Source organism: Dyadobacter sp. CY323, assembly GCF_021390245.1.
GTDB lineage: Bacteria > Bacteroidota > Bacteroidia > Cytophagales > Spirosomataceae > Dyadobacter.
The window spans coordinates 1-22639 of sequence record NZ_JAJUXH010000017.1 but is presented as its reverse complement, the minus strand read 5'-3'; the positions used below and the strand labels follow the sequence as shown (position 1 = coordinate 22639).

Here is a 22639-nt window from a genome sequence, read left to right as displayed (position 1 = left end):
AAATATTGTAATGAATAAATTTTCATTTCTAAATGCATTCAGAGCCAATGGAATAGCTGTTATTATGATGGCTTTTTGCAGTTTGGCCGCATTTGCACAGACTATCACCCCTGAGAAACGCGTGCTGGTATTTTCGAAAACGGCGGGTTTCAGGCACTCGTCCATTCCTGCTGGTCGCACTGCCATTATCAAGCTGGGTAAAGACACAGGTTTTGCAGTTGATACTACGGAGAATGCCGCTGTTTTTACTGAAAAAAATCTCCTGAAATACAGCGCCGTCATTTTCCTCAATACAACCGGGGACATTCTGAACGACAAGCAACAGGATGCATTCGAACGTTACATTCAGGCGGGTGGCGGTTATGTGGGAATTCATGCCGCGACTGACACGGAATACGAGTGGCCCTGGTACAACAAGCTTTCCGGTGCTTACTTCGCGAGCCACCCGGGCAATCCGAATGTGCAGCAAGGCGAAGCTTATGTGGTTAATGATCAGCATCCTTCCATGACTGATTTTCCAAAAAAATGGACGATCAAAGACGAGTTTTACGATTTCAAAAGCTTCAATCCGAAAGTGACGGTACTGGTTAAGATTGACGAGAAAAGCTATAAAGATGGAAAAATGGGTGACGACCATCCCATGTCGTGGTACCATGAATACGATGGCGGGAAAGCATTTTACACCAACTTTGGACATGAAGACGCGACCTTTGTTAATCCCGTATTCGTCAAACATTTAACCGGCGGTCTGAACTGGGTTATGGCCGCGAAGCTGGACTATTCGAAAGCGCGTCCGGAGGAAAACCGTTTTACTAAAAAAGTACTTGCTACAAAACTGGATGAGCCTACTGAACTAGCCGTTTTGGATGATCAGCGCGTCCTTTTTGCAGAGCGTAAAGGAAAACTGAAATTGTATAATCCTAAAACAGGAAAAGTAAAAGTAGTAGCCGAAGTACCGGTTTATACCAAACAGGAATACGGATTAATGGGATTGAATATTGATCCCAACTTCAAAACAAACAAACTGGTATACCTGTATTATTCGCCGCCTTCTTCTGCCGCAGATACTGCGCAACACCTCTCCCGTTTCAAATATGATGATGTAAAAGATACCTTGCTTCTCGATACTGAGGAATTGTTTTTGACCGTACCGGTTAAAAGGACCGATTGCTGTCACACCGGCGGATCTATTGCGTGGGATGCCAAAGGAAACCTGTATTTGTCAACCGGCGATGACGTAAATCCATTTCAATCAAATGGTTACGGACCGATTGATGAACGTCCGGGCCGGGAAGGTTTTGATGGACAACATACATCTTCCAATACAAACTCGTTGAGGGGAAAAGTACTTCGCATTAAGCCGCGGTATGGAGACCGACGCGCCAATATGCCGGGTGGAACAAACCTCTACGACATTCCGGAAGGTAACCTATTTCCTGCTGGCAATTCCAACGGTGACGACCGCCGAACCCGACCCGAGATTTACGTAATGGGCACCCGAAATCCATACCGCATTTCTGTAGATCAGCATACTGGCTATTTGTACTGGGGCGATGTTGGTCCGGATGCTTCCGTCGACAGCCCAACACGCGGACCGAGGGGTTATGATGAAGTGAACCAGGCGAGAAAAGCAGGTTACTTCGGATATCCCTTATTCATTGCCGACAATAAACCTTATATCGACTTCAATTTTGCGGACAGTACGTCTCACGGTCCATTCGATGCCGCGAAGCCGATCAACAATTCTCCGCACAATACCGGCTTGCAGGAGTTGCCGCCGGCAAACCCCGCATTCATCTTTTACCCCTATGCCGATTCGCCGGAATTTGGTGCGATCGTAGGGAAAGGCGGACGGAACGCAATGGCCGGCCCGGTGTATTATGCTGGGGATTATCAGGATAGTAAAGTAAAGTTTCCAGGTTACTATAATGGAAAATTCTTTGCCTACGATTGGATCCGTGATTACATTAACATCGTGACAATGAATGAGAAAGGCGATTTGCTGCAAATGGAGCGATTCTTGCCAGGAGTGAAATTCAGTCACCCTATTGATATGCAGTTTGCTGTCGACGGTTCTTTGTACACATTGGAATATGGGCCAAACTGGTTTGCTCAAAACGACGAGGCAAGTCTTTCTCACATTACTTACAATGCCGGCAACCGCGTTCCTGTTGCCGCTGCGACCGCAACTAATACAGTCGGCGCTGCCCCGTTAAAAGTTGATTTTTCATCAAAAGGATCCATCGATCATGATGGAGATCCGATCAAATATGAATGGAATTTTGGAAAGGGATTGCCGAAAAGCACGGTAGCTAACCCAAGTTTTACTTATACAAAGCCAGGCGAATATTCAGCGATTTTGAAAGTTACCGACAATGCCGGAAACTCAAATACATCGGAGGTCATCGTACGTGTCGGCAATGCAGTACCAAAGGTGAATGTGGCTATAAAAGGCAATAAGACGTTTTATTGGGACAATAAACCTGTGAACTACGAAGTTTCTGTCTCGGATAAAGAAGATGGAAGCCTGGCCAACAAAAAAATTCCCGAGGATGAAGTGACGCTGACGATCAATTATCTGGAAGGTTTTGATAAAACGCAATTGGCGCAAGGTCACCAGGCTAATACCGGATTTGAAACCGGTAAAAGAATGATTGAGTTGAGCGATTGCAAGGCTTGCCATTCAATCGATAAAAAATCGATCGGACCAGCTTATCGGGAAGTCGCTAAAAAATATGCTAAGGAAAGAAATTCGCTCGCTACTCTGACCGATAAAGTCTTGAAAGGTGGCGGTGGTGTTTGGGGTGAGCAAGTGATGCCTGGCCACCCGCAACACAAGCCCGAGGAAGTTGGCGAAATGGTGAAGTTCATTCTTTCTCTGGCAAATGAAAAAGGGGTTGACAAGAAACCTTTGAAGAGCTCTTACGTACCAGAAAGCAAGAAAAAGGATGGTTCGTACATTTTTACAGCGAGTTATACCGACAAAGGAAATGGCACAATGGGGCCACTTACGGGTTCAAAAACAATCGCATTACGTCCTGCAAAAATCAATGCGAATACGTACGACGAGGGGAAAGATGTCGCGAAGTTCAAACTGCCTAACGGCTCTGAAATTGTACTTGGCACTAAAAACGGCGGCTATATCACTTTTGAGGACATTGACCTGACAGGCATCAGTTCCATTGAAGTTGCAGCTGGTTTCAGAGAAGGCGTAACTGCAGGTGGTATCCTGGAAGCCCGTCTTGATTCCCCAACAGGAGTGAAAGTCGGAGAAGCGAAAGTCTCAAATGCAGGAACAGTGAATGTCCCGGTAAAGGTTGCGGATAATCGTCTGCATAAACTGATTTTTGTATTCAAGAATACGGATGCAGGATCTAAGCCATTATTTTCGGTTGACTGGATCCAGTTTAATGGGGCGGTTCTATAAGATTTCAAAGCAGTAAAAGCAAAAACGGGGACCTCGATCGAAGTCCCCGTTTTCGCTTTTTACTAGTCCTCTACTATCTAATTAAAACTACCGTTGCTTTTATCGTATTTAACTCAAATCGTAGATTTCGCAAATCCCTCGATACCTAACCCAAACAATGCAAAGTCGTATTTAACAGGATCGGCAGGGTCAATAAGTTTGAGGGATGCGGTGAGTTCAACGGCGGTTTGCCAATCGGTAACCGGTCGTTTTATCAGGCCCAGAAGGCGGGCGACGCGGTCTACATGGACGTCGCACGGACACACCAGCTGCGAAGGTTTTATCGTGTTCCAAATGCCGAAGTCCACTCCTTTGTCATCTTTCCGTACCATCCATCTGAGAAACATATTCAGACGCTTGCAGGAAGACTTTCTTTTTGGTGTGGCAATATGCTTTCTCGTGCGGGAAGGAAAATGCTCCGAATCACTAAATATGTCGTGAAATCCTGTTAATGCACTTTCAACCGTCTGATCTCCGGGTTGAAGATGGCTGCTGAATGCAAATTCCAGCGAGTCGTGCTGACGATAATATTGCTGAAAAAAGTGCAGAAAATAGAGTGTATCCGTAGTGTTGAATGTCCGGTGTTTGAAACTAAGGAATGGTTTCAAATCGCTTTCTTCGTGATTCAAAACGAAATCATAAGGTGCATTATCCATTAATGCAGCCAGTTCCAGGCATTTGTTAATGATGGTTTTTCGCTGTCCCCAGGCGAGCACTGCTGCCCAGAAACCCATGATCTCCATGTCCTGCTTTATCGAGAAACGATGGGGAATGCTGATGGGATCGAAGGGAATGAAATCAGGCTTATTGTATTGCTCTGCTTTCTCTTCCAGCAAGTCGGTGATGTAAGTGGAAACCGGTGTAATTTCTAAATCAACGCTTGGCATCGAGACCTCCAAACAGGTAAGCCAATACTCTTGAAATACCAGAAAAAACCATTACAATGCCTGAAAACGCAAATGTGAAAATGGCTATGAAAGGGTAAAGCAGGGTAAACATCACACTCCAAAGTTTGTAACCAGTAGTGTTTTTTAGTGCTTCCCGCTCCTCTTCACGTTTGGAGCGAAATTCTGGTGAATGTTTCATTTGCTGATGTCTGTTGATTTACTCCAGATAACTGACTACCGCTCTGAATCGTTTACTATTTGGAGAAACTTTTTCAAAAGCCCGTGAGGATAACTTGATGACAATGTCGTCGTTGACGCTCGTATCCGGAATTCTTCCGATAATGCGGACGATGATTTTTTCCTGATTATATTCATTCAACACCTCCACCAGTGCACCAACCGGGGCAGTGCGGTGTAGTCCGAGAAATTTGCTGGTGCTTTCGTCCGTTTCAATAACTTCCGCCAAGCCGGATTCTGATTTCCTCTTGCCTTTAACCACCTTGGGTGCCACCACCTCCTCAACCGGCTTCATTACTTTTTCAGGAACAACAGCTTTCGCTTTTACCGAATCTTTGACGACTGTTGTGGTTACTTTCGGAGCGGGCGGCGTTACCGGAGTTGCTGGCTTTTCCATCCCTTTTTCACTGACGATCAATTCCCGTCCCTCAGTCAGATTGTCATCTGTAAGATTGTTCCATTTCCTGAGATCGGCCATTAACACGCCATATTTAACCGCGACGCGATAAAGTGTTTGACCGGGCTCTACTTTATGGATACCATTAGCAGGAGCTGCAATGGCTGCTCCCGCAACGGGGGCAGTAGTGGTAGGTGAGGGAGCAGGTACGGTTGCGGCAGGAGTTTCAACTACTGGTTTAACTTCTTTTGCTTCGGCTTTTTGCGCCTCCCTTTTTTCCTCTTTCTTTTCTTCTTTTCTTAACTCCTTCTTTGAAAGCGGCGCAGCATACGGGACCCGGATAGTTTGTCCGGACTGTATTTGATCGCTCATTCCAGGATTTGCTTCCCTCAATGCCTGAATGGTCGTGCCATATTGCCTTACAACCGCAAACATGGTTTGACCCTGATTTACTTTATGTATGACAAATACTTTACCGCCGACTCGCTCGACTCCTACTGAATCGATGGCATTAAATCTCCCGGCCCGGGCACTTACTTCTTGTGACAACAATCCTGCCAAAAGGGCCAGGCAAAAAACATATCTCATTTATTATGAAAGCGTTAAACTCGAAAACTCATTATTATTTTTAAGATAGACCAGCGTCGACGCCTTCAAAATCATTGTGGAGCGTCCCATTCCATCACGTTCGTCCGAAAGCTTTTCGTGTAAAACCAACTGGTTCTGATCGGTCACTATGAGGAGGTATTGCACTGTTTTATCTTGTTCGTAAATATAGTAAGAAAAGATTACATAGGGTCTCCTCTCCAGATAATCGATACCGCTAGCAATATGCCCATTCGTCCGTTCTTTAATGAATGCTTGCAGTTTTTCGAAGTAATCGTTCCCCTTCCTGTAACGAACCGGCTCAACTAAAAGTATCTCATTTGTATCCGCCGCAGGCTTTTCAAAAGCAGGCAGTAACTCCCCTGTAGCCGCATTAACGAACTTCTTTATAAAACGGTCGCCCTGCTTTTGGGCAATTTCGATGGTTTCATTATCCAACACACTCACCAATACATGATTTGGAAGTTCCCAAAGCATGTCTCCAGATCTTCCGGAAAAAGCGATCAGATCAGTGGGTTCCGGGATCTCAGGAAAGCGGTAATTGTGCAGGTAGATTAGTTGGTTTGAAAATGCAGTAAGTGAACTCCACCAGTCAGTACCGTCCGGCGCGCCCTCCCACACGAGTTCCTCCTTGGCGATGTCAATGACGGCAAAAGACACCTTCTTTTCGGTGGCATCCCGTAATTCAATGACCCACAAGTTGTTCCCCCCATCAGAGTCGGGAAGTATCCGCCAGATATTCTGGGAAAACCGATATGAAAAATGATTTTGCAATTTTTTAACTTTATTTTGAAGCGAAATTTAACGAATTCATACAAACAACAACCTCGTGCGAATCTTAGGAATTATTCCGGCCCGTTATGCCTCAACCCGTTTTCCAGCAAAAGCGCTCGCAGACATTGGAGGCAAAAGTATGATCAGGCGGGTATTCGAGCAATCTGTCAAATCTACACAACTAGATAACGTCATAGTTGCAACGGATGATGAAAGAATTTTCGAACATGTGCTGAGCTTCGGAGGAAATGTGGTCATGACATCGCAAGATCATCATAGTGGAACAGACAGGTGTTATGAAGCGCTGACAAAAACAGAAGGCCTATACGATTATGTGATTAACATTCAGGGAGATGAGCCCTTTATAAATCCTGAACCGATTAATCAGCTGGCAGCGGTGCTCGATGGCGAGACTGAACTCGCCACACTCGTCAAAGTCATCGACAACGACGAAATATTGTTCAGCCCAAACGTACCAAAAGCGGTTTTGAACAAAAAAAATGAGGTAATGTATTTCAGCCGTCAGACGATTCCCTATATCCGCAATTCCGATAAGGATCAGTGGCTGCACGCACACACGTTTTATAAACACATTGGTATTTACGCCTATCGTTCCGATGTTCTTTCCGAGATTACAAAACTGCCTGTTTCTTCGCTTGAAAAAGCAGAGGCACTGGAACAGCTTCGGTGGCTTGAAAACGGATATTCGATCAAAGCAGTAGTCACCTCCGACGACTCCCATGGCGTCGATACGCCTGACGACCTTGCCCGCGTGACCAAAAAGTTTCTTTGACCAGCTTGGGAATGGTATAAATTTTTTAGATCAAAACGCAACGTATATCAGTTGCTCGTATATTTATTAAAAAACGTTAAAACCGTGTTTTTTATACCGCACGACTTCTTTGACGCGTTACCCTTACATTGATTTACTTAATTTTTAATGAAAAACCACGCATATGCAATATAACATCCTTTGGGCCGATGACGAAATAGATCTCCTTAAACCACACATCATGTTTCTGACGAATAAAGGGTATAACGTCACCCCGGTAAACTCCGGCGCCGATGCCCTCGATCGTATTGAAAATGACCGTTTTGACATCGTTTTTCTGGATGAAATGATGCCTGGGATGACAGGATTGGAAACCCTCGCTCAGATCAAACAACAGCAGCCTAACCTGCCGGTCGTGATGATTACCAAAAGTGAGGAGGAGCATATTATGGAAGATGCAATTGGCTCCAAAATAGATGATTACCTCATTAAACCACTTAACCCAAACCAGATTTTACTTTCTGTTAAAAAGATCCTCGACAACAAGCGTCTGGTTACTGAAAAAACTACATTAAGCTATCAGCAGGAATTCCGTAGTCTGGCCATGCAATATCAGGACCGGATCGGGCATGAAGAATGGGCTGACATATATAAAAAATTGATATACTGGGAATTGGAATTGGAAAGTTCGGAAGACCAGGGAATGGCGGAAGTATTCAGCATGCAGAAAAGTGAGGCAAATGCCAACTTCTGCAAGTTCATTGAAGAAGAATATGAGGACTGGCTGAATGATCCACGATCAGACAAACCGGTACTCTCGCATCAATTAATGAAACAAAAGGTGTTTCCACATCTTAAAGGATCGGATGAGCCTGTTTTCTTCCTTTTGATTGATAATTTCCGGTACGATCAATGGAAAATGATCCAGCCGATTATGCAGGAGTATTTCAACATCGAGGAAGAATCCTCTTATTATTCAATCCTTCCAACCACAACCGGGTATGCCAGAAATGCGATCTTTTCAGGACTTATGCCGAGTGAGATGGAGCGTAAGCATCCGCAATGGTGGGTAAGTGACGAAAATACTCCCGAAGGTGAAGAAGGTTTGAATAACCACGAGGCCGACTTTCTTCAAAAGCAGTTGGAGATGAACCATTTCAATATCAAGTTCTCTTACAACAAAATCCTGAATACAAATCAGGGAAAAGCATTGAGCGATAATTTCAATAACATGCTGAACAATCAGCTGAATGTGATTGTCTACAACTTTGTGGATATGTTGTCTCATGCGAGAACCGACGTGCAAATGATCAAGGAACTGGCGCCAGACGAAGCAGCTTACCGCTCCATTACCAAGTCCTGGTTTCAGCATTCACCATTACTGGATTTTATCCGGAAGATCGCGGAAAAGAAATGCCGCTTGATTCTTACTACCGACCATGGTATGATCCGTGTTCAAAAACCGGTCAAAATTATTGGCTACCGCGAAACAAACACCAACCTTCGTTATAAACATGGCAAGAACCTGGGATTTGATGATAACCACCTGATGGTCTGCAGAAAACCAGAGCGGATCTTCCTGCCGAAACCGCACGTATCCACATCTTATGTGTTCACGAAAGAGGATTATTTCTTTGCTTATCCCAACAATTATAATCAGTATGTCAATTTGTACCGTGACACTTTCCAGCACGGAGGCGTCTCGCTCGAAGAAATGATCATCCCGGTGATTGATATGAAGGCAAAATAGTCTGACCAAATGGTATAAAAACGAAGAAAGCGCAGTTTAGGCTGCGCTTTCTTCGTTTTTATACTTTATAACTTCTAAGTAATCGTAACACTGCCATTCTCGCATTTCAACACACGGGCAGGGAATCTTTTAAGAAAATCGTGATTGTGGGTCGCCATTAAAATGGCGGTACCTGCATTGTTAATGGTTTTAAAAACCTGCATAATCTGATCTCCGACTTCGGGATCGAGATTACCCGTTGGTTCATCCGCGATCAGGATCGCAGGCTCGTTGAGCATTGCGCGGGCGATTACTACACGCTGCTGCTCGCCACCGGAAAGCTGGTGCGGCATTCTTTTCTGAGCTGTACCCAGCCCCACCTGCATTAAAACCTCCGCAATGCGTTTTGAAATTTTAGCCTGCTGCTCCCAGCCCGTCGCACGCAGCACGAACGAAAGATTATCCTCAACAGTCCGGTCGGAAAGTAACTGAAAATCCTGGAAAACAATGCCAATCCTGCGTCTCAAAAAGGGTATATCAACTCTCTTGATGTTATGTAATTCATAACCAGCGACTTTTGCCGAACCGGTATGAAGCCACAAATCCGCATAAAGCGTTTTCAAAAGAGAACTTTTTCCGCTCCCGGTCCGACCGATCAGGAAAACGAAATCTCCTTTTTTGATCTCAAAATGTACATCATTCAAAACAGGGCGGTCACCCTGATAGATGTCCGCCCTTTCCAGAACAATGATAGGTTCCGCTGACTCAGTATCAGTCATAGATTTCAATGAATAACGCTAATCTTAGGAATTCCCTTTTTTGTAATCAGCCAGAAACTTTTCCAGACCAATATCAGTAAGCGGATGTTTCAATAAGGCTTCCATGGCGCTCAATGGGCCTGTCATCACATCGGCACCTACTTCTGCGCATTGAATAATATGCATTGGGTGACGAACTGATGCCGCTAGCACCTGCGTGTCGTAGCCATAGTTTCTGTAAATGGTAAGGATTTGCTCGATCAGCCCGATTCCGTCTGTTGAAATGTCATCCAGACGTCCGATAAACGGAGAAACGTATGTTGCTCCTGCCTTAGCCGCCAATAAGGCCTGGCCAGCTGAGAAAATCAGCGTACAGTTGGTCCGGATCCCTTTTCTTGAAAAATATTTCAAAGCTTTTACACCTTCCTTGATCATCGGGATTTTCACAACGATCTTATCATCAATCTCAACCAATTCTTCACCCTCGCGGATCATTCCTTCCAGATCGATCGATATTACTTCTGCACTCACATCCCCATCCACGATATCGCAAATGGACTTATAGTGCCGCATGATATTGTCCTTGCCCGTAATTCCTTCCTTAGCCATTAACGATGGATTGGTAGTAACACCATCTAAAATACCCAGCGCGTGAGCTTCCTGAATTTCCTGCAGATTCGCAGTATCAATAAAAAATTTCATATCGAAAATGTATTGGTTAGAATGTCCCACAAAAGTAGGAAACCCTGGTCAAAAGCAAAAAGAAAGAGAAGAATACAAACGGAAGGAAACAAAAAAAGGCAAACCGAGAATCTCACCGCATCGACCACCTACCCTTGCTTCCGTCAGGACCTGGGGGATTCGGAAGGAGCTGGTAGTTCCGATTTGCCGGGTGCAAAGATAAAGACATTTTATTCACAAAAAGAAAACTTTGATTTCATGTTTCGCCTTACTTTTGTGCGAATCAACTCGAAATGAACCAGTATGCCCCGTTTATTTTTTCTATTTTTATTATTAATACTTCAATCCTGCTCCCAATCTTCGGATGCTTTTCTGCAAAAAGGAAAGGAGCTAATGCGGGAAGGCAGGACCCGGGAAGCCATCGATTTTATAAATAAGGCAATTGAAAAAAACACGAACAATGCAGACGCTTTCAACCTCCGGGGCGTAGCTTATTACGAATTGAAAGAGTTTCCAAATGCGCTGCTGGACTTTGCGCAGGCTATCAGGCTCCAACCGGATTCCTATCGTCCATACTTTAACCGCGCATTGTTATACAAAGACGAAAACCGGCTGGATTCTGCATTTGCTGATTATAACAAGTCGGCGTCACTCGCTCCCGACACAGCCGATATTTTCCTTAACCGTGGCCAGGTTTTGGTCTTAATGGAAAAGATGCCGGACGCAATTGCGGATTTCGAAACGGCGACGAAACTGGATCGTGACAACAAGCTGGCCTGGTATAATCTTGGAAATACGTACTACAGGCTGAAAGAATATAACAAGGCGACGTTGGCATTCCGGGAGACGGTCAAACTTGATGCACAGAACGGAAAGGCGTTTTATGGCCTTGGGCTCGCTCAGTGGAATGATGGTGATAAGGAGCTGGGCTGCACAAACCTCAAACAATCGCTGAACCTTGGTTACCAGGATGCAGCTTCGGCATTGGCCGGATTTTGCAAATAAGAATTAAATTCGTGTCGCAGGATAGTTAATATAGATCCTGTAAACGCTTATCGTAGTATCCAGTTTAAATACGAGTGTTATGAGACTATTGAAGATATTTTTTGGGATCGTTTTTGTCATTTTTGCATATCTGCAGTTAAATGACCCTGATTCGGGAATCTGGATCGGCGTTTACAGTTTCGCTGCGCTAGCTTGTTTCATGAGCATCCGAGAGCTTTGGCCGAGTTGGGTATTCTATGCATTGGCAGCGGGTTACATTGTCGCAGCTATTTTACAATGGCCGCCGGAATTTGAAGGGATTTTCTTTGGAGAAACAGCGATGCGGAGCCTGAATATCGAACTGGCGAGAGAGTCACTCGGCCTGGGGATTTGTGCCGTTGTTATGATCGTATTGGGTAAGTGGGGACAAGAATCAGTCTAATACCCACTCTATTTCCTTTAACCCTAATTCCAAAATATCCGGTTGCGATGACAGTTTGACACGCAACCTCCCTTGTTCGGTCACGTCGATCACCTGCGCATTCTGATATTGTCCCTTGAAAGAGACTTTTACCTCCTGATCATAGCCGTGTAAGTGCTGTAAATATTCCAATTTAATGTCGTGATCATGGGAAGTGGTTCTCAATTTCAGATAGTACGCCTCAATTATCCTGGCTAGTTTTTGGAATTCTTCCGCAAGGATGTACTGACTTTCGGTTTCCTGCGCCAGTGAGGTAGCACGCCCATTTTCGAATTCTAACTGATTGATATTTACCCCAATACCAATAATCGAGTTGGTAAGTTTCATCCCAAGAATTGAGTTTTCGATCAATATCCCACATATTTTCTTCCCGTTTACCAAAACATCGTTCGGCCATTTTACTTTCACACCATCGATATAGTTACTTACAAAGGATCTTACCGCCAGTGCCGTAATTTGGCTGATCAGGAACTGATGTTGAATTGGTAAAAAATGCGGACTTAAAATGACCGAAAAGGTCAAATTTTCTCCTGGATTTGCGTGCCATTCAGATCCTCGCTGACCTCTTCCTTTAATCTGATTGTCGGTAATGACAACAGTTCCTTCTGCGAACAATCCAGCGTGCACTATTTCAGCCGCTATGTCGTTTGTAGAGTGACAAGATGGCAGATAGACAACTTTTTTACCAATAATTAGGGTATCCTGTATAGAGTTGTACAATTTTTTTGCTTTACTTTAGGGTTTAGAAAGGAATTAACTTCGCATGAAAGAACGCAAAAATAAAGAACTATCCTCAAAAGATCTCTCCGAGCTGGTGGTTAAAGGAATGACAGAAAAGAAGGGCCAGGATATAGCAATACTCGACCTCAGAAAAGTAAAAAATTCAATCACTGATTTTTTTGTAATATGCTCGGGTAATTCCGACACGCAGATCGATGCTTTGGCAAATTCGGTTGAAGACGAGGTTTATAAATTGTCCAAAACCGAGCCCTGGCAAAAAGAAGGTAAGGCGAACGGAGAATGGATTTTGATTGATTATGTGGATGTTGTAGTTCATATTTTCAATAAAGAACGCCGCAAGCATTATGATCTGGAAGAACTTTGGGGAGATGCAGAGGTAACATACCTGGAAGATTCCGTGGTATGAATGGCCGGTACAGGTGAACACTAACCTGACCGGTATTGTTGTTTAGTATATTTCCTCTTAATTAAAAACACAGAATGTCTGAAAACGATAACAAAAGAGGGCCTCTCAGTCCTAAAAGTCCCCAAAAAGGATATCAGGGCTGGATTATAGCCGCTCTGATTGCCACTATACTCGGAATAACTTACTTAAACAGAACATCAACAATCCGCGAAACAACTCAGAAGCGTTTCGAAAAAATGATGGCTGACAAAGAAGTTGAAAGGGTGACGATCGTAAATGATAAGTCGGTTGAGGTTACTTTAAAACCAGAAGCTTTAAAGCTTGATAAATACAAAGTTGTAGCGAAAGAAAATAACTATTTCGGCGGAGAAACTGCGTCACATTATCAGTTCCAGGTTACTTCCGCTGAAACGTTCAAAAAGGATTTTGATAAAATTCAGGAGAAAATACCTGACGATGACAAAGTTCCTTTTGTAGTCGATACGAGAAACGATTGGACCAGCTTCCTCGGAACCTGGGGTTTTTTCATTGTGATGATCCTCGTTATGTACTTCATTCTGGGCAGAATGTCCGGAGGTGTTGGACCAGGTGGGCAGATATTTAACATTGGCCGCTCACGTGCTACATTATTCGATGCGGAAAACAAAGTAAAGATCACATTCAACGATGTAGCCGGACTGGACGAAGCAAAAGAAGAAATTAAAGAGATTGTCGAATACCTTCAAAGTCCTGACAAATTCAAAAAACTCGGCGCGAAAATCCCGAAAGGTGCTTTGCTTGTAGGACCTCCGGGAACTGGTAAAACATTGCTTGCAAAAGCTGTTGCGGGTGAAGCTGGCGTACCTTTCTTCTCACTTTCAGGTTCCGATTTTGTGGAAATGTTCGTGGGTGTGGGTGCGGCACGTGTTCGTGACCTTTTCAAACAAGCGAAGGAAAAAGCACCTTGTATCATTTTTATCGATGAGATCGATGCGGTTGGTCGTTCGCGTGGACGAGGCGCAATGCCTGGTTCAAACGATGAACGCGAGAACACATTGAACTCATTACTCGTTGAAATGGATGGTTTTGCTACCGATTCAGGTATCATTATCGTAGCAGCAACCAACCGTCCCGACGTACTGGATCCGGCATTGCTTCGTCCAGGCCGTTTCGATCGCCAGATTTCGGTTGATAAACCAGATGTAATTGGTCGTGAAGCAATTTTCAAAGTTCATTTGAAACCGTTGAAACTTGCCACCGATGTTAATATCCAAAAACTATCGTCACAGACTCCCGGTTTTGCAGGTGCTGAAATTGCGAATGTTTGTAACGAGGCGGCTTTGATTGCTGCACGTCGTAACCGCGATGAAGTTACCATGCAGGATTTCCAGGATGCAATGGACCGCGTAATTGGTGGTTTGGAGAAGAAAAACAAGCTGATTTCACCGGAAGAAAAACAAATCGTTGCGTATCACGAGGCCGGTCACGCAGTGGCAGGCTGGTTCCTCGAACATGCTGATCCCTTGGTGAAAGTATCGATCGTACCTCGCGGAGTTGCTGCATTAGGTTACGCGCAGTATCTTCCAAGAGAACAGTATTTGTATCGTACGGAACAGCTGTTTGACGAAATGTGTATGACACTTGGTGGTCGTGCGGCGGAAGATGTTGTATTTGGCAAGATCTCCACAGGTGCATTGAGTGATCTTGAAAGAGTGACTAAAGTAGCATATAGCATGGTTACCATGTACGGAATGAATGAACGAATTGGAAACATCTCGTACTATGATTCAAAACAAAGTGACTACGCATTTACCAAACCATACTCAGAATCGACTTCTCAGGCGATTGATGAAGAAGTAAGAAAACTGATCGATCAGGCTTATCAATTCGTAAAAAACTTGTTGTTCGAAAAACGCGACAAGCTGGAAGTGCTGGCAAAAGAGCTTTTAGAAAAAGAAATTTTGTTCCAAAGCGATCTTGAGAAACTGATTGGAAAGCGTCCATATGAAAAGGAAACGAGCTATCAGGCCTACATTAACCGTCGTTCAAACGAGGAAGCTGCGATCCATGAGGAATTGGTAAAACAAACCTTGGAGAAAGATCGTAAAGAGGAGGAAATGGCTGAGGCGGAAAAAGAAGCTTCGAACGAATAGACCTATTTTTCAAATAAATACAGATAGCCGGACAAATAATTTGCCCGGCTATTATTTTTGCCTCAGTATCCTATATCTAACCTCCGTAATATGGCCTTTGAAATATTTAAACAACAATTTGGAGAACTAACCGAATTTGTAATCCAGGAAACGGTAAGTGGGAACAGATGTGTTATCATCCCTGAGCTTGGAGGAATCGTGCGGCAACTCTCACTACGAAAGCATCTTACTCTTTTTTCCATTCTAAAAACACCTCCTACACCGCATTTGCTGGTTGAAGATTCAAGGAGTGCCAGCGAATTGCTTTTTCCATTTGCAAGCCGCATACCTGACGGAAAATATAAATTCTACGGTAAAGAATACCAACTGGAGAAAAATGAAACCGGTAACTTAAATGCGATCCACGGATTGGTGCGTAAAAAGGCATTTCGCCTCGAAGAGCAGTTGGTTCACGCAGACCATGCTTCCATAAAGCTTTCCTTTACATTGGAAAATGTGGATGGATACCCATTTCAAGTACATTTCTCAGTGCTTTACAGCCTGCATGAAGATGGCAGATTTACATTAAACTACGAAGCAAAAAATACCGGCTCTGAAAATTGTCCGGTTATGTTTGGCTGGCATCCCTATTTCCAGATCGGTGATGAACAGGCAGATGCCTGGAAAATCAGCATTCCATCCAATGAAATTGTGGCATTTGACAATAATCAGATTCCTATTGGCAGAGAACCGTTTTACCTGGAAAAACCCACTCTACTTTACCGGAAAGCATTTGACAACTGTTTCATTATAGACCAGCCCGGAATCGATGCCGTGACGGAACTGATTTCTGAAAATCAGAAAGTGACGGTTCAGATCATACAAGAAACAGGTGAAGGAAAATTCAATCACCTGGTGGTATATACGCCTCCGGCACGGGATTGCGTTGCCATTGAGCCTCTTACCGCAAATGTGGATTCTTTCAATTCTGGCGACGGTCTCAATATTCTGGCTCCCGGAACGCATATTACCGGGCGAATAACGGTTCGGCTTACCTAGGCATTGTTCCGATACCAGCGAGCCTTGTGCATGATCAGTTTCCAGTGGGACAGGTACTTAAGATGCTGAATGGCAACACTTGCTTTATTTGCCAATCCATCATGAACAGCGAGGCTTTGTTTCAGATAAGGTAATGTGGAATTGGACGGCTGCTTCGGCATGGTCTCCCAATTCTTCAAGAATGGCCCGATATCTTCGGCATGGATATTTTCGGGCCATTCCTTTTTCCATTCCATGCCAAGACCTTTCAGTATACCGAGACTCCAGGTCAGAAGTGTGCAGATCCCTTTGTCTTTCGCTAGTTTAAATACCTTGCCCCAATCGGTAACGTGTCCGTACCTGTTCATGTAGGCAGCGAAGTCCGCAATGTATTTCAGACTGCTCCATTTCTCCTTGCCACCGTGATGAACGAGTAGTAGTAAAAGTTGGTACTCATTTATAAAACCATTCAAATCTTCTCTCAGGATAGAATAACGCTGCCTATATTTAGCCCATTCTCCTGGTGGAAGCTTGAAATCGAGTCGCGGGTAAGCGACCTGCCAATGCAATTCCACTGTAGTTGAATCCTGCTCCCTACCCAATAATACGTGATAGTCCGTCGCGAAGAAAGAGCGGCGGGTGTCTTCATTATTCAACAAAAAGATACGATATGCATCTGGTGCATATCCACAGTCGGATCTCAGGATGTTCAGTGCCCGATCAAAGTCCGACGGCGCGACCAGCAGATCAATATCTCCGGCCTCACGGTTTCCAAAATTTCCATATAACCACTGAGCCCAGAGAATTCCTTTGTACGCATAACAAAGTATGTTGTTATTCTGGAATGCATTAGAAATCCGTAAAACTTCTTTCGAGAGAAATAAATTGATAATCGCAATTTCCTGAGATTCCCTGGCAAGCAAATCCTGGCCGGGAAAAGTCAACTGGTTTGTGTGCGCGTAAGAAAGATACTGAGGCCTGATGCGGTGCCATTTAAGCATTTTCTGCAGTTTGACTGCATTCAATTTGTCTGTTGATGCGGGCTTTGGCAGGTCGAGACATGCCGTGATCAACGAGGTTAATTCAGGCGAAACAGTTTCAAACATTCATTTCGCTGTTAACAAAAATTGACACACTTTCTTCAACCCAACTTGCCAGCTTATCAAATCCTTCGGGTCTTCTTTTCTGTATGATATCCGCCGATTTTGCGCATTTGAAACTTTGTAAAAAATGTATTTTCAAGGCATCGCCAGATAAAAGAATAACGGGTAATGGAAAGTTTTTAAGAAGTTCGGTCGGTATTTCAACCGCATTTAATGGCTGTGAGCTTTTTTTATTTCTCGCTTTATGCAGGAAAATAATTTTCCCTAACCTGACCGGCTCTGATGGAAATCCTTGTTTGGGCTGATACGAAAATTTATTAACACCTTCACTTACAGGTTGAAGATCTGTTTTATCATACTCGAGACCATTCACCGTTTTATCCCAAATTTTCAGCTGCGGATACGCGGGGATAATATAAGGTACATTACTGGAATTGAAATCAATGGCTGTCAGATCATCGCTTAATAACTTACAACCGGCTTTAATAAACGCAGCAGCGGTAGTGGACTTGCCTGCACCAGGACTGCCCATGAAACACCAGGCTTCATCGCCGACAAGAACGGAACTGGCGTGCAATAGAAAGTAACCCTTTTGAAACAAAATAAGTCCCATAGCTTCACTAACGGTGAAAAGACTCAATAAATTGGGATCCTGGGTATAAGGTAAAACTGTGAGCACATTGCCCTCAGAAGCCTGGAAAGCCGCTAAATGCTCCCAGGTAAGATAAAGATTACCACTTAAATCCTGCCCAAAGTCCGCACGTATACCTCGCCTATAAATTTGGGTCTTTCTTAATTTAGGAAGGTTAAAATCGCCTATTTTAATAATAAGGTCTACATTTCCAGCCGGATCACCTTCGATTAGCTCGGGCAATGGAATTTCGGAGGAAATATTTAAGCCGAAGGCTTTGTAAGCATGCATGTGTGTTAGTTGAAAGTTATTCCCAGACCCAAATCCTTTGGTAGGAAATTGTTTTGGGCCAGTCCCCGATGATTATATTCCCGTTTCGCTCGACCCAGGCATGTGCCTCAAATTGTTTCGCTGGATTAATTTCGATACCAATTTCGAGTGTCAGTTCCGGTGCCTCCCGCAGCAGGTATTTGGTTGCAAGCGCGCGTGGAAGGCAAAGCAGTTCAAATGGAAGCAGATTGGCGGCAGTGTCCACTGCCCAAACGATCCGGTTAATTTCTATCGCCGAAAACTCTTTTGAAGATCGGGTACTGGTAAACCAGTGAAATGCTTTTCTAAAAAAAGAGAAAGGTAAAATAGTCAGTCCGGTTTTAATGAGGAGTAAGCAAGCAGATGCTTTCAGGAAAATCAGTTTCCCGGAAGTTGGCAGCTTTTGCCATTTGCCTATCAGCCTTCCCAATCGTCCCAAATCCTATTTGATTATTTCCACCAGTTTTTCCGAAATCAAATCGTTCATTAAATGGTCAATATCCGCTTTGCAGGTATCCGAATCCACTTCATATGCATTAGTCACAGCTTCACAAAGTGAATCGATTGTCTGCGGACCTTGTTCCAGTGCATCCCAAATTACTACACCCACTTCGTCCAATCCGTAGTAAGCACCTTTGTTATGATTTAAGATAACGGTTTCGCCAGCTACTTTTGACGAAATCTGATTTGAGGTTAATTGATATTTCATATTAATAGTAGAAAGGAATGATAATGTGTGCTCCCTCTACAAAGTTAAAAATTTATGTCACTCAATCTCAAACTTTATTCCCTGCGCAAGCGGCAACGTTGCACCATAATTAATGGTATTTGTCTGACGGCGCATATATGCTTTCCAAGCGTCTGACCCAGATTCGCGCCCTCCACCCGTCTCCTTTTCTCCGCCGAATGCACCGCCGATCTCAGCTCCGGAGGTACCAATGTTCACATTGGCGATGCCGCAATCTGATCCGGCTTGCGACAGAAATTGTTCCGATTCTCTGATATTCAACGTAAAAATGGCCGACGACAGTCCCTGAGGTACATCATTCTGAATGTTAATCGCCTCCTCCAATGTTTCATATTTGATTAAATACAAAATGGGCGCGAAGGTCTCGTGCTGAACGACCGGGTAACTGTTCTCTACCTCGGCAATGCATGGTACTACATAGCAGCCCGACTCATATCCCTGACCAGCCAGTACCGCAGGCTCCACAATGAATTTTCCACCGGCAGCTCTTATTTTTTCAACGGAAGCCTGATATTGAGCCACCGCTCTTTTGTCAATTAATGGTCCAACATGAATGTTTGCGTCCAGCGGATTCCCGATTCTTAATTGTGAATAGGCTTTAGTAAGTCTGTTTTTTACTTCCTCATAAATACCGGCCTGGACGATCAACCTTCTGGTAGACGTGCATCTTTGGCCCGCCGTACCCACTGCTCCGAACACAATGCCGGGGATCGCAATGCTCAGATCTGCTGACGGTGTTACTATAATTGCGTTGTTACCACCTAGTTCCAGCAAGCTTTTGCCCAGTCTCCCCGCCACAACCTCTCCGACCGACCTGCCCATTGGAGTACTTCCTGTCGCCGACACGAGTGCAATTCGGGTATCACTCGCGAGCCACGCACCCACTTCTTTTCCCCCAACCACAATGGAAGAAACTCCCTCGGGGACATTATTTTCCTTTAAGACTGTTTTGATAATTTCCTGACAAGCAATGGCAGTTAACGGGGTCTTCTCCGACGGTTTCCATACACACACATCGCCGCACACCCACGCCAGCATTGCATTCCAGGACCAGACAGCCACCGGAAAATTAAATGCGGAAATAATGCCTACAACGCCGAGCGGATGCCATTGTTCATACATACGATGCTGGAAACGCTCGCTGTGCATGCTCAAACCGTATAACTGGCGCGATATTCCGACAGCAAAATCACAGATATCGATCATTTCCTGAACCTCTCCCAGTCCTTCCTGCAAGCTTTTGCCCATTTCATAACTTACAAGGGTACTCAGCGCCTGTTTATGTTTCCTCAGCTGCTCCCCCATTTGCCTGACAATTTCCCCGCGTTTGGGAGCCGGTACCATTCGCCATACTTTGAATGCCTGAAGTGACTTTTCGACAACCTTATCGTAATCAGCCTGTTCGGCTTGATTAACCTCTGCAATCTTCCGGCCATCTACCGGCGAAAACGAAGCCAGCACATCTCCGTCACCATACCAGTTTTTAATGCCGGTACTCACACCGTTGTTGATCTGCGCAATGCCCAGCTGTTTTAATACCTCTCCAATATCGATCATATTAGTCGATGGTTTAATTGAAATACTGTCCGTTTGACGTTGCAAGGAAATCTCTCAGCACAATGTCTTCCTGTTTAATAAAACCTTGGTCAGGTAACAACCCATCCGCCACCATCTCGACAACGGAGGCAATGGAAGCAGCTGTGGTCCAGGAAATGGCCCGCCAGTGCTGCCCGTCAATTTCGATCGGATGATAGGCCCGGTAAAACTCTTCCCGCTCGAGGCGGTTTTCTTTCCAGCCTTCGACCACCGCATACACATACACAACGTCCTGCTGCACGGGTGGTTTGGCTTCTGTAAGTATCTTTTCGATCAGTTCCCGCTTGTCTTTGAGGCATAGTTCATAAAGCAGAAAACGCATCAGACTGCAATGTCCGGGATACCGTATCGTCTTGTAATTGAGGGTATCCAGCCTTCCTTCCAGCGTTTCACACAAAGTACCAAGTCCGCCGGAGGTACTGAATGCCTCAAATTCCTGACCTTCGATATTGATCATTTCAATGCCTTCAAGTGACGGCACCATTTTCTTCACCCCATTGTGGATCACCTCGGCATCGTTTATGTACTCATTTACCACCCCGGCCGGCGACCAGGTGAACGAATACCCCATTAATCCATTTGGATACCGCGGCAATGCACCTACACGTAATTCAATGTCGCGCAACTTCGTAAAACGTCTGGCCAGCTCCATTCCTACAATACCGATGAATCCGGGTGCAAGTCCGCATTGAGGGGCGAAGACACTGCGACTATTCTCGGCCATTTCCCGGATTGCAGCCGTAGTACCGACATCTTCGGTGAGATCAAAATAATGGATACCCGTTTGAAATGCCTTTTGCGCGATTGGCAAATTAAGATTATATGGCATACAGGAGACAACCGCCTCAAAGCCAACGAAGATCTTGTCCAGAAACGCAGTGTCGCTAACGTCTCCCGTAACAACTGGAAAAGGGACCAAAATGGCTGGCTGGGATTTATCGATACCGGTCACTTCAAACCGCTTACAGAGCAAAATGCCTACCAGTGAGCCTACTTTACCCAACCCAATAACGAGAATCTTTTGCATGTATAGTTATGTGAGGTTTTAATTAAATTATTCGAAGTGATTTTGAAAGATATGAAAAGAAATTGCAGTTTTTAAAACTTACATTTCATTTTTGTATGATCAAAGAACAGGCTATGCAGATTGTGATTGTAGGTGGCGGGGCTTCGGGATTTATGGCTGCGATCACCGCGGCCGAGACTTTTCCGGAAGCTAACATTGCCATTTTAGAGAAGAACAGAACGGTTTTAAACAAAGTCCGCATTTCGGGCGGCGGGAGATGCAATGTCACCCACAATCCGTCCGATCTTCGTTTTTTCATTAAAAATTACCCGAGAGGTGAAAAAATGCTGCGGAGACAGCTACCGGTTTTCGATGCGTTTGCGACTGTATCCTGGTTTGAAAAAAGAGGTGTAAAACTCAAAACCGAGGCGGATGGGCGCATGTTCCCTGTTACGGATTCATCACATACCATTATCGAATGTCTGCTCAGGACCGCCCGTCAACTCAACATTGAAATACGCACCAGTGTAGGCGTTCAGTCATTTTCGCGAATGGAGGAAGGTTTTGTTTTAAAACTATATAATGAAGAAACCATCATCGCAGACCGGTTACTGATTGCGACCGGAGGTTATCCGAGACAAGATAGTTTCGACTGGATTCAGGAACATCGGCACGAGATCATCACGCCGTTACCTTCTCTTTTTACATTTAATACACCTGATAATTACCTCTTACCTCTGGCGGGAGTTTCCGTTCAGGATACGTTGGTCAAAATTGGGGGGACAAAACACGAGTGGCGTGGTCCATTACTTGTGACGCATTGGGGATTTAGTGGTCCGGCTGTTTTAAAACTTTCCGCGTGGGCTGCGCGTGACCTGGCGGAAAAGGATTATCAGTTTGTTTGTAAAATCAACTGGCTTCCCGAAATGAATGAACAGCAGGTCAGGGAGTTTTTTATGCAGGAAAAGGTGAAAACGCCAAAGCAGCAGATCAGCTCGCATTCCAGGTTTAATATTCCATTAAGGTTATGGAAAGTCTTTACAGAAAAAGCGGAGATCCCGGAAATTTTGCGATGGGCCGATGCTTCCAACAAAGTGTTGAACCGGCTTACCGAACTTTTGACAAATAGCCAGTTTGAGGTAAATGGGAAAACCACATTCAAAGAAGAATTTGTAACC

23 protein-coding genes are annotated in these 22639 nt (G+C 44.5%); 10 read left to right on the top strand and 13 right to left on the bottom strand.

The features are described from left to right. The first annotated feature begins 10 nt into the window (after positions 1-10). Positions 11-3427, top strand: a complete 3417-nt coding sequence (locus LZG72_RS21075) for a ThuA domain-containing protein (RefSeq protein WP_233876827.1) — start codon at positions 11-13, stop codon at positions 3425-3427. Positions 3428-3540: 113 nt separating this feature from the next. On the opposite strand, the gene LZG72_RS21070 is transcribed toward LZG72_RS21075, so the two are convergent. Genes LZG72_RS21070 through LZG72_RS21055 form a run of 4 tightly spaced genes read right to left on the bottom strand, consistent with a single transcriptional unit; the run spans position 3541 to position 6367 of the window. Further along, positions 3541-4353: a TIGR02757 family protein gene (locus tag LZG72_RS21070; protein ID WP_233876825.1), complete on the bottom strand. Its 813-nt coding sequence runs from the start codon at positions 4351-4353 to the stop codon at positions 3541-3543. After that, positions 4340-4552: a hypothetical protein gene (locus LZG72_RS21065; RefSeq protein ID WP_233876823.1), complete on the bottom strand. Its 213-nt coding sequence runs from the start codon at positions 4550-4552 to the stop codon at positions 4340-4342. The genes LZG72_RS21070 and LZG72_RS21065 overlap by 14 nt, the downstream gene beginning before the upstream one ends. Positions 4553-4570: 18 nt before the next feature. Then, on the bottom strand, positions 4571-5575 hold the full coding sequence (locus LZG72_RS21060; protein WP_233876821.1) for a LysM peptidoglycan-binding domain-containing protein: 1005 nt from the start codon (positions 5573-5575) through the stop codon (positions 4571-4573). Positions 5576-5578: 3 nt separating this feature from the next. Beyond that, entirely contained in the window at positions 5579-6367 is a 789-nt protein-coding gene (locus LZG72_RS21055) for a DUF4905 domain-containing protein (RefSeq protein ID WP_233876819.1), read from the bottom strand. Positions 6368-6422: 55 nt separating this feature from the next. On the opposite strand from LZG72_RS21055, the gene kdsB reads away from it, so the two are divergent. Then, on the top strand, positions 6423-7160 hold the full coding sequence (kdsB, locus tag LZG72_RS21050; RefSeq protein ID WP_233876817.1) for a 3-deoxy-manno-octulosonate cytidylyltransferase: 738 nt from the start codon (positions 6423-6425) through the stop codon (positions 7158-7160). A 163-nt stretch (positions 7161-7323) separates the two neighbouring features. Next, positions 7324-8889, top strand: coding sequence for a bifunctional response regulator/alkaline phosphatase family protein (locus LZG72_RS21045; RefSeq protein ID WP_233876815.1), 1566 nt, complete (start codon positions 7324-7326; stop codon positions 8887-8889). 74 nt (positions 8890-8963) lie between these two features. Here LZG72_RS21045 and LZG72_RS21040 read toward each other — a convergent pair whose 3' ends face one another. Both LZG72_RS21040 and fsa read right to left on the bottom strand, forming a co-directional pair. Continuing rightward, positions 8964-9647, bottom strand: coding sequence for a cell division ATP-binding protein FtsE (locus tag LZG72_RS21040; protein WP_233876813.1), 684 nt, complete (start codon positions 9645-9647; stop codon positions 8964-8966). A gap of 24 nt (positions 9648-9671) precedes the next feature. Next, positions 9672-10328 carry a fructose-6-phosphate aldolase gene (fsa, locus tag LZG72_RS21035; RefSeq protein WP_233876811.1) on the bottom strand — a complete coding sequence of 219 codons (657 nt, stop codon included), beginning with the start codon at positions 10326-10328 and terminating at the stop codon, positions 9672-9674. Between the two features lie 21 nt (positions 10329-10349). On the opposite strand from fsa, the gene LZG72_RS21030 reads away from it, so the two are divergent. From LZG72_RS21030 to LZG72_RS21020, 3 genes are all read left to right on the top strand, one after another. Then, positions 10350-10604, top strand: coding sequence for a hypothetical protein (locus LZG72_RS21030; RefSeq protein ID WP_233876809.1), 255 nt, complete (start codon positions 10350-10352; stop codon positions 10602-10604). Between the two features lie 6 nt (positions 10605-10610). Next, complete coding sequence (locus LZG72_RS21025) at positions 10611-11312, top strand: tetratricopeptide repeat protein (RefSeq protein WP_233876807.1); 702 nt, start codon at positions 10611-10613, stop codon at positions 11310-11312. A 79-nt stretch (positions 11313-11391) separates the two neighbouring features. Then, positions 11392-11733, top strand: coding sequence for a transmembrane 220 family protein (locus tag LZG72_RS21020; RefSeq protein WP_233876805.1), 342 nt, complete (start codon positions 11392-11394; stop codon positions 11731-11733). On the opposite strand, the gene LZG72_RS21015 is transcribed toward LZG72_RS21020, so the two are convergent. After that, on the bottom strand, positions 11725-12492 hold the full coding sequence (locus tag LZG72_RS21015) for a biotin--[acetyl-CoA-carboxylase] ligase (RefSeq protein ID WP_233876803.1): 768 nt from the start codon (positions 12490-12492) through the stop codon (positions 11725-11727). The genes LZG72_RS21020 and LZG72_RS21015 overlap by 9 nt on opposite strands. A 43-nt stretch (positions 12493-12535) precedes the next feature. On the opposite strand from LZG72_RS21015, the gene rsfS reads away from it, so the two are divergent. The 3 genes from rsfS to LZG72_RS21000 all read left to right on the top strand — a co-directional run bounded on the left by rsfS (position 12536) and on the right by LZG72_RS21000 (position 16089). Beyond that, on the top strand, positions 12536-12919 hold the full coding sequence (gene rsfS / locus LZG72_RS21010) for a ribosome silencing factor (RefSeq protein ID WP_233876801.1): 384 nt from the start codon (positions 12536-12538) through the stop codon (positions 12917-12919). A gap of 74 nt (positions 12920-12993) precedes the next feature. Next, a complete protein-coding gene (gene ftsH, locus LZG72_RS21005) occupies positions 12994-15051 on the top strand; it encodes an ATP-dependent zinc metalloprotease FtsH (RefSeq protein ID WP_233876799.1) in 2058 nt (685 codons plus the stop codon). Between the two features lie 90 nt (positions 15052-15141). Further along, positions 15142-16089 (top strand): aldose 1-epimerase, encoded by a 948-nt coding sequence (locus LZG72_RS21000; RefSeq protein ID WP_233876797.1) that lies wholly within the window; start codon positions 15142-15144, stop codon positions 16087-16089. On the opposite strand, the gene LZG72_RS20995 is transcribed toward LZG72_RS21000, so the two are convergent. The 6 genes from LZG72_RS20995 to LZG72_RS20970 are packed head-to-tail and all read right to left on the bottom strand — an operon-like array spanning position 16086 to position 21482. Then, positions 16086-17174 (bottom strand): nucleotidyltransferase family protein, encoded by a 1089-nt coding sequence (locus LZG72_RS20995; RefSeq protein WP_233876795.1) that lies wholly within the window; start codon positions 17172-17174, stop codon positions 16086-16088. The genes LZG72_RS21000 and LZG72_RS20995 overlap by 4 nt on opposite strands. After that, entirely contained in the window at positions 17167-18093 is a 927-nt protein-coding gene (locus tag LZG72_RS20990) for a serine kinase (protein WP_233876793.1), read from the bottom strand. Before LZG72_RS20990 ends, LZG72_RS20995 begins: the two co-directional genes overlap by 8 nt. Positions 18094-18109: 16 nt before the next feature. Then, entirely contained in the window at positions 18110-18541 is a 432-nt protein-coding gene (locus LZG72_RS20985; protein WP_233876792.1) for a lasso peptide biosynthesis B2 protein, read from the bottom strand. A 12-nt stretch (positions 18542-18553) separates the two neighbouring features. Further along, a complete protein-coding gene (locus LZG72_RS20980) occupies positions 18554-18820 on the bottom strand; it encodes a PqqD family protein (RefSeq protein ID WP_233876790.1) in 267 nt (88 codons plus the stop codon). Between the two features lie 57 nt (positions 18821-18877). Beyond that, positions 18878-20416 carry an aldehyde dehydrogenase family protein gene (locus tag LZG72_RS20975; protein WP_233876788.1) on the bottom strand — a complete coding sequence of 513 codons (1539 nt, stop codon included), beginning with the start codon at positions 20414-20416 and terminating at the stop codon, positions 18878-18880. Positions 20417-20429: 13 nt separating this feature from the next. Beyond that, positions 20430-21482, bottom strand: a complete 1053-nt coding sequence (locus LZG72_RS20970; RefSeq protein ID WP_233876786.1) for a saccharopine dehydrogenase family protein — start codon at positions 21480-21482, stop codon at positions 20430-20432. A gap of 95 nt (positions 21483-21577) precedes the next feature. Here LZG72_RS20970 and LZG72_RS20965 point away from each other — a divergent pair. Then, positions 21578-22639: aminoacetone oxidase family FAD-binding enzyme (locus tag LZG72_RS20965; RefSeq protein WP_233876784.1), on the top strand; the 1062-nt coding region annotated here is incomplete at its 3' end.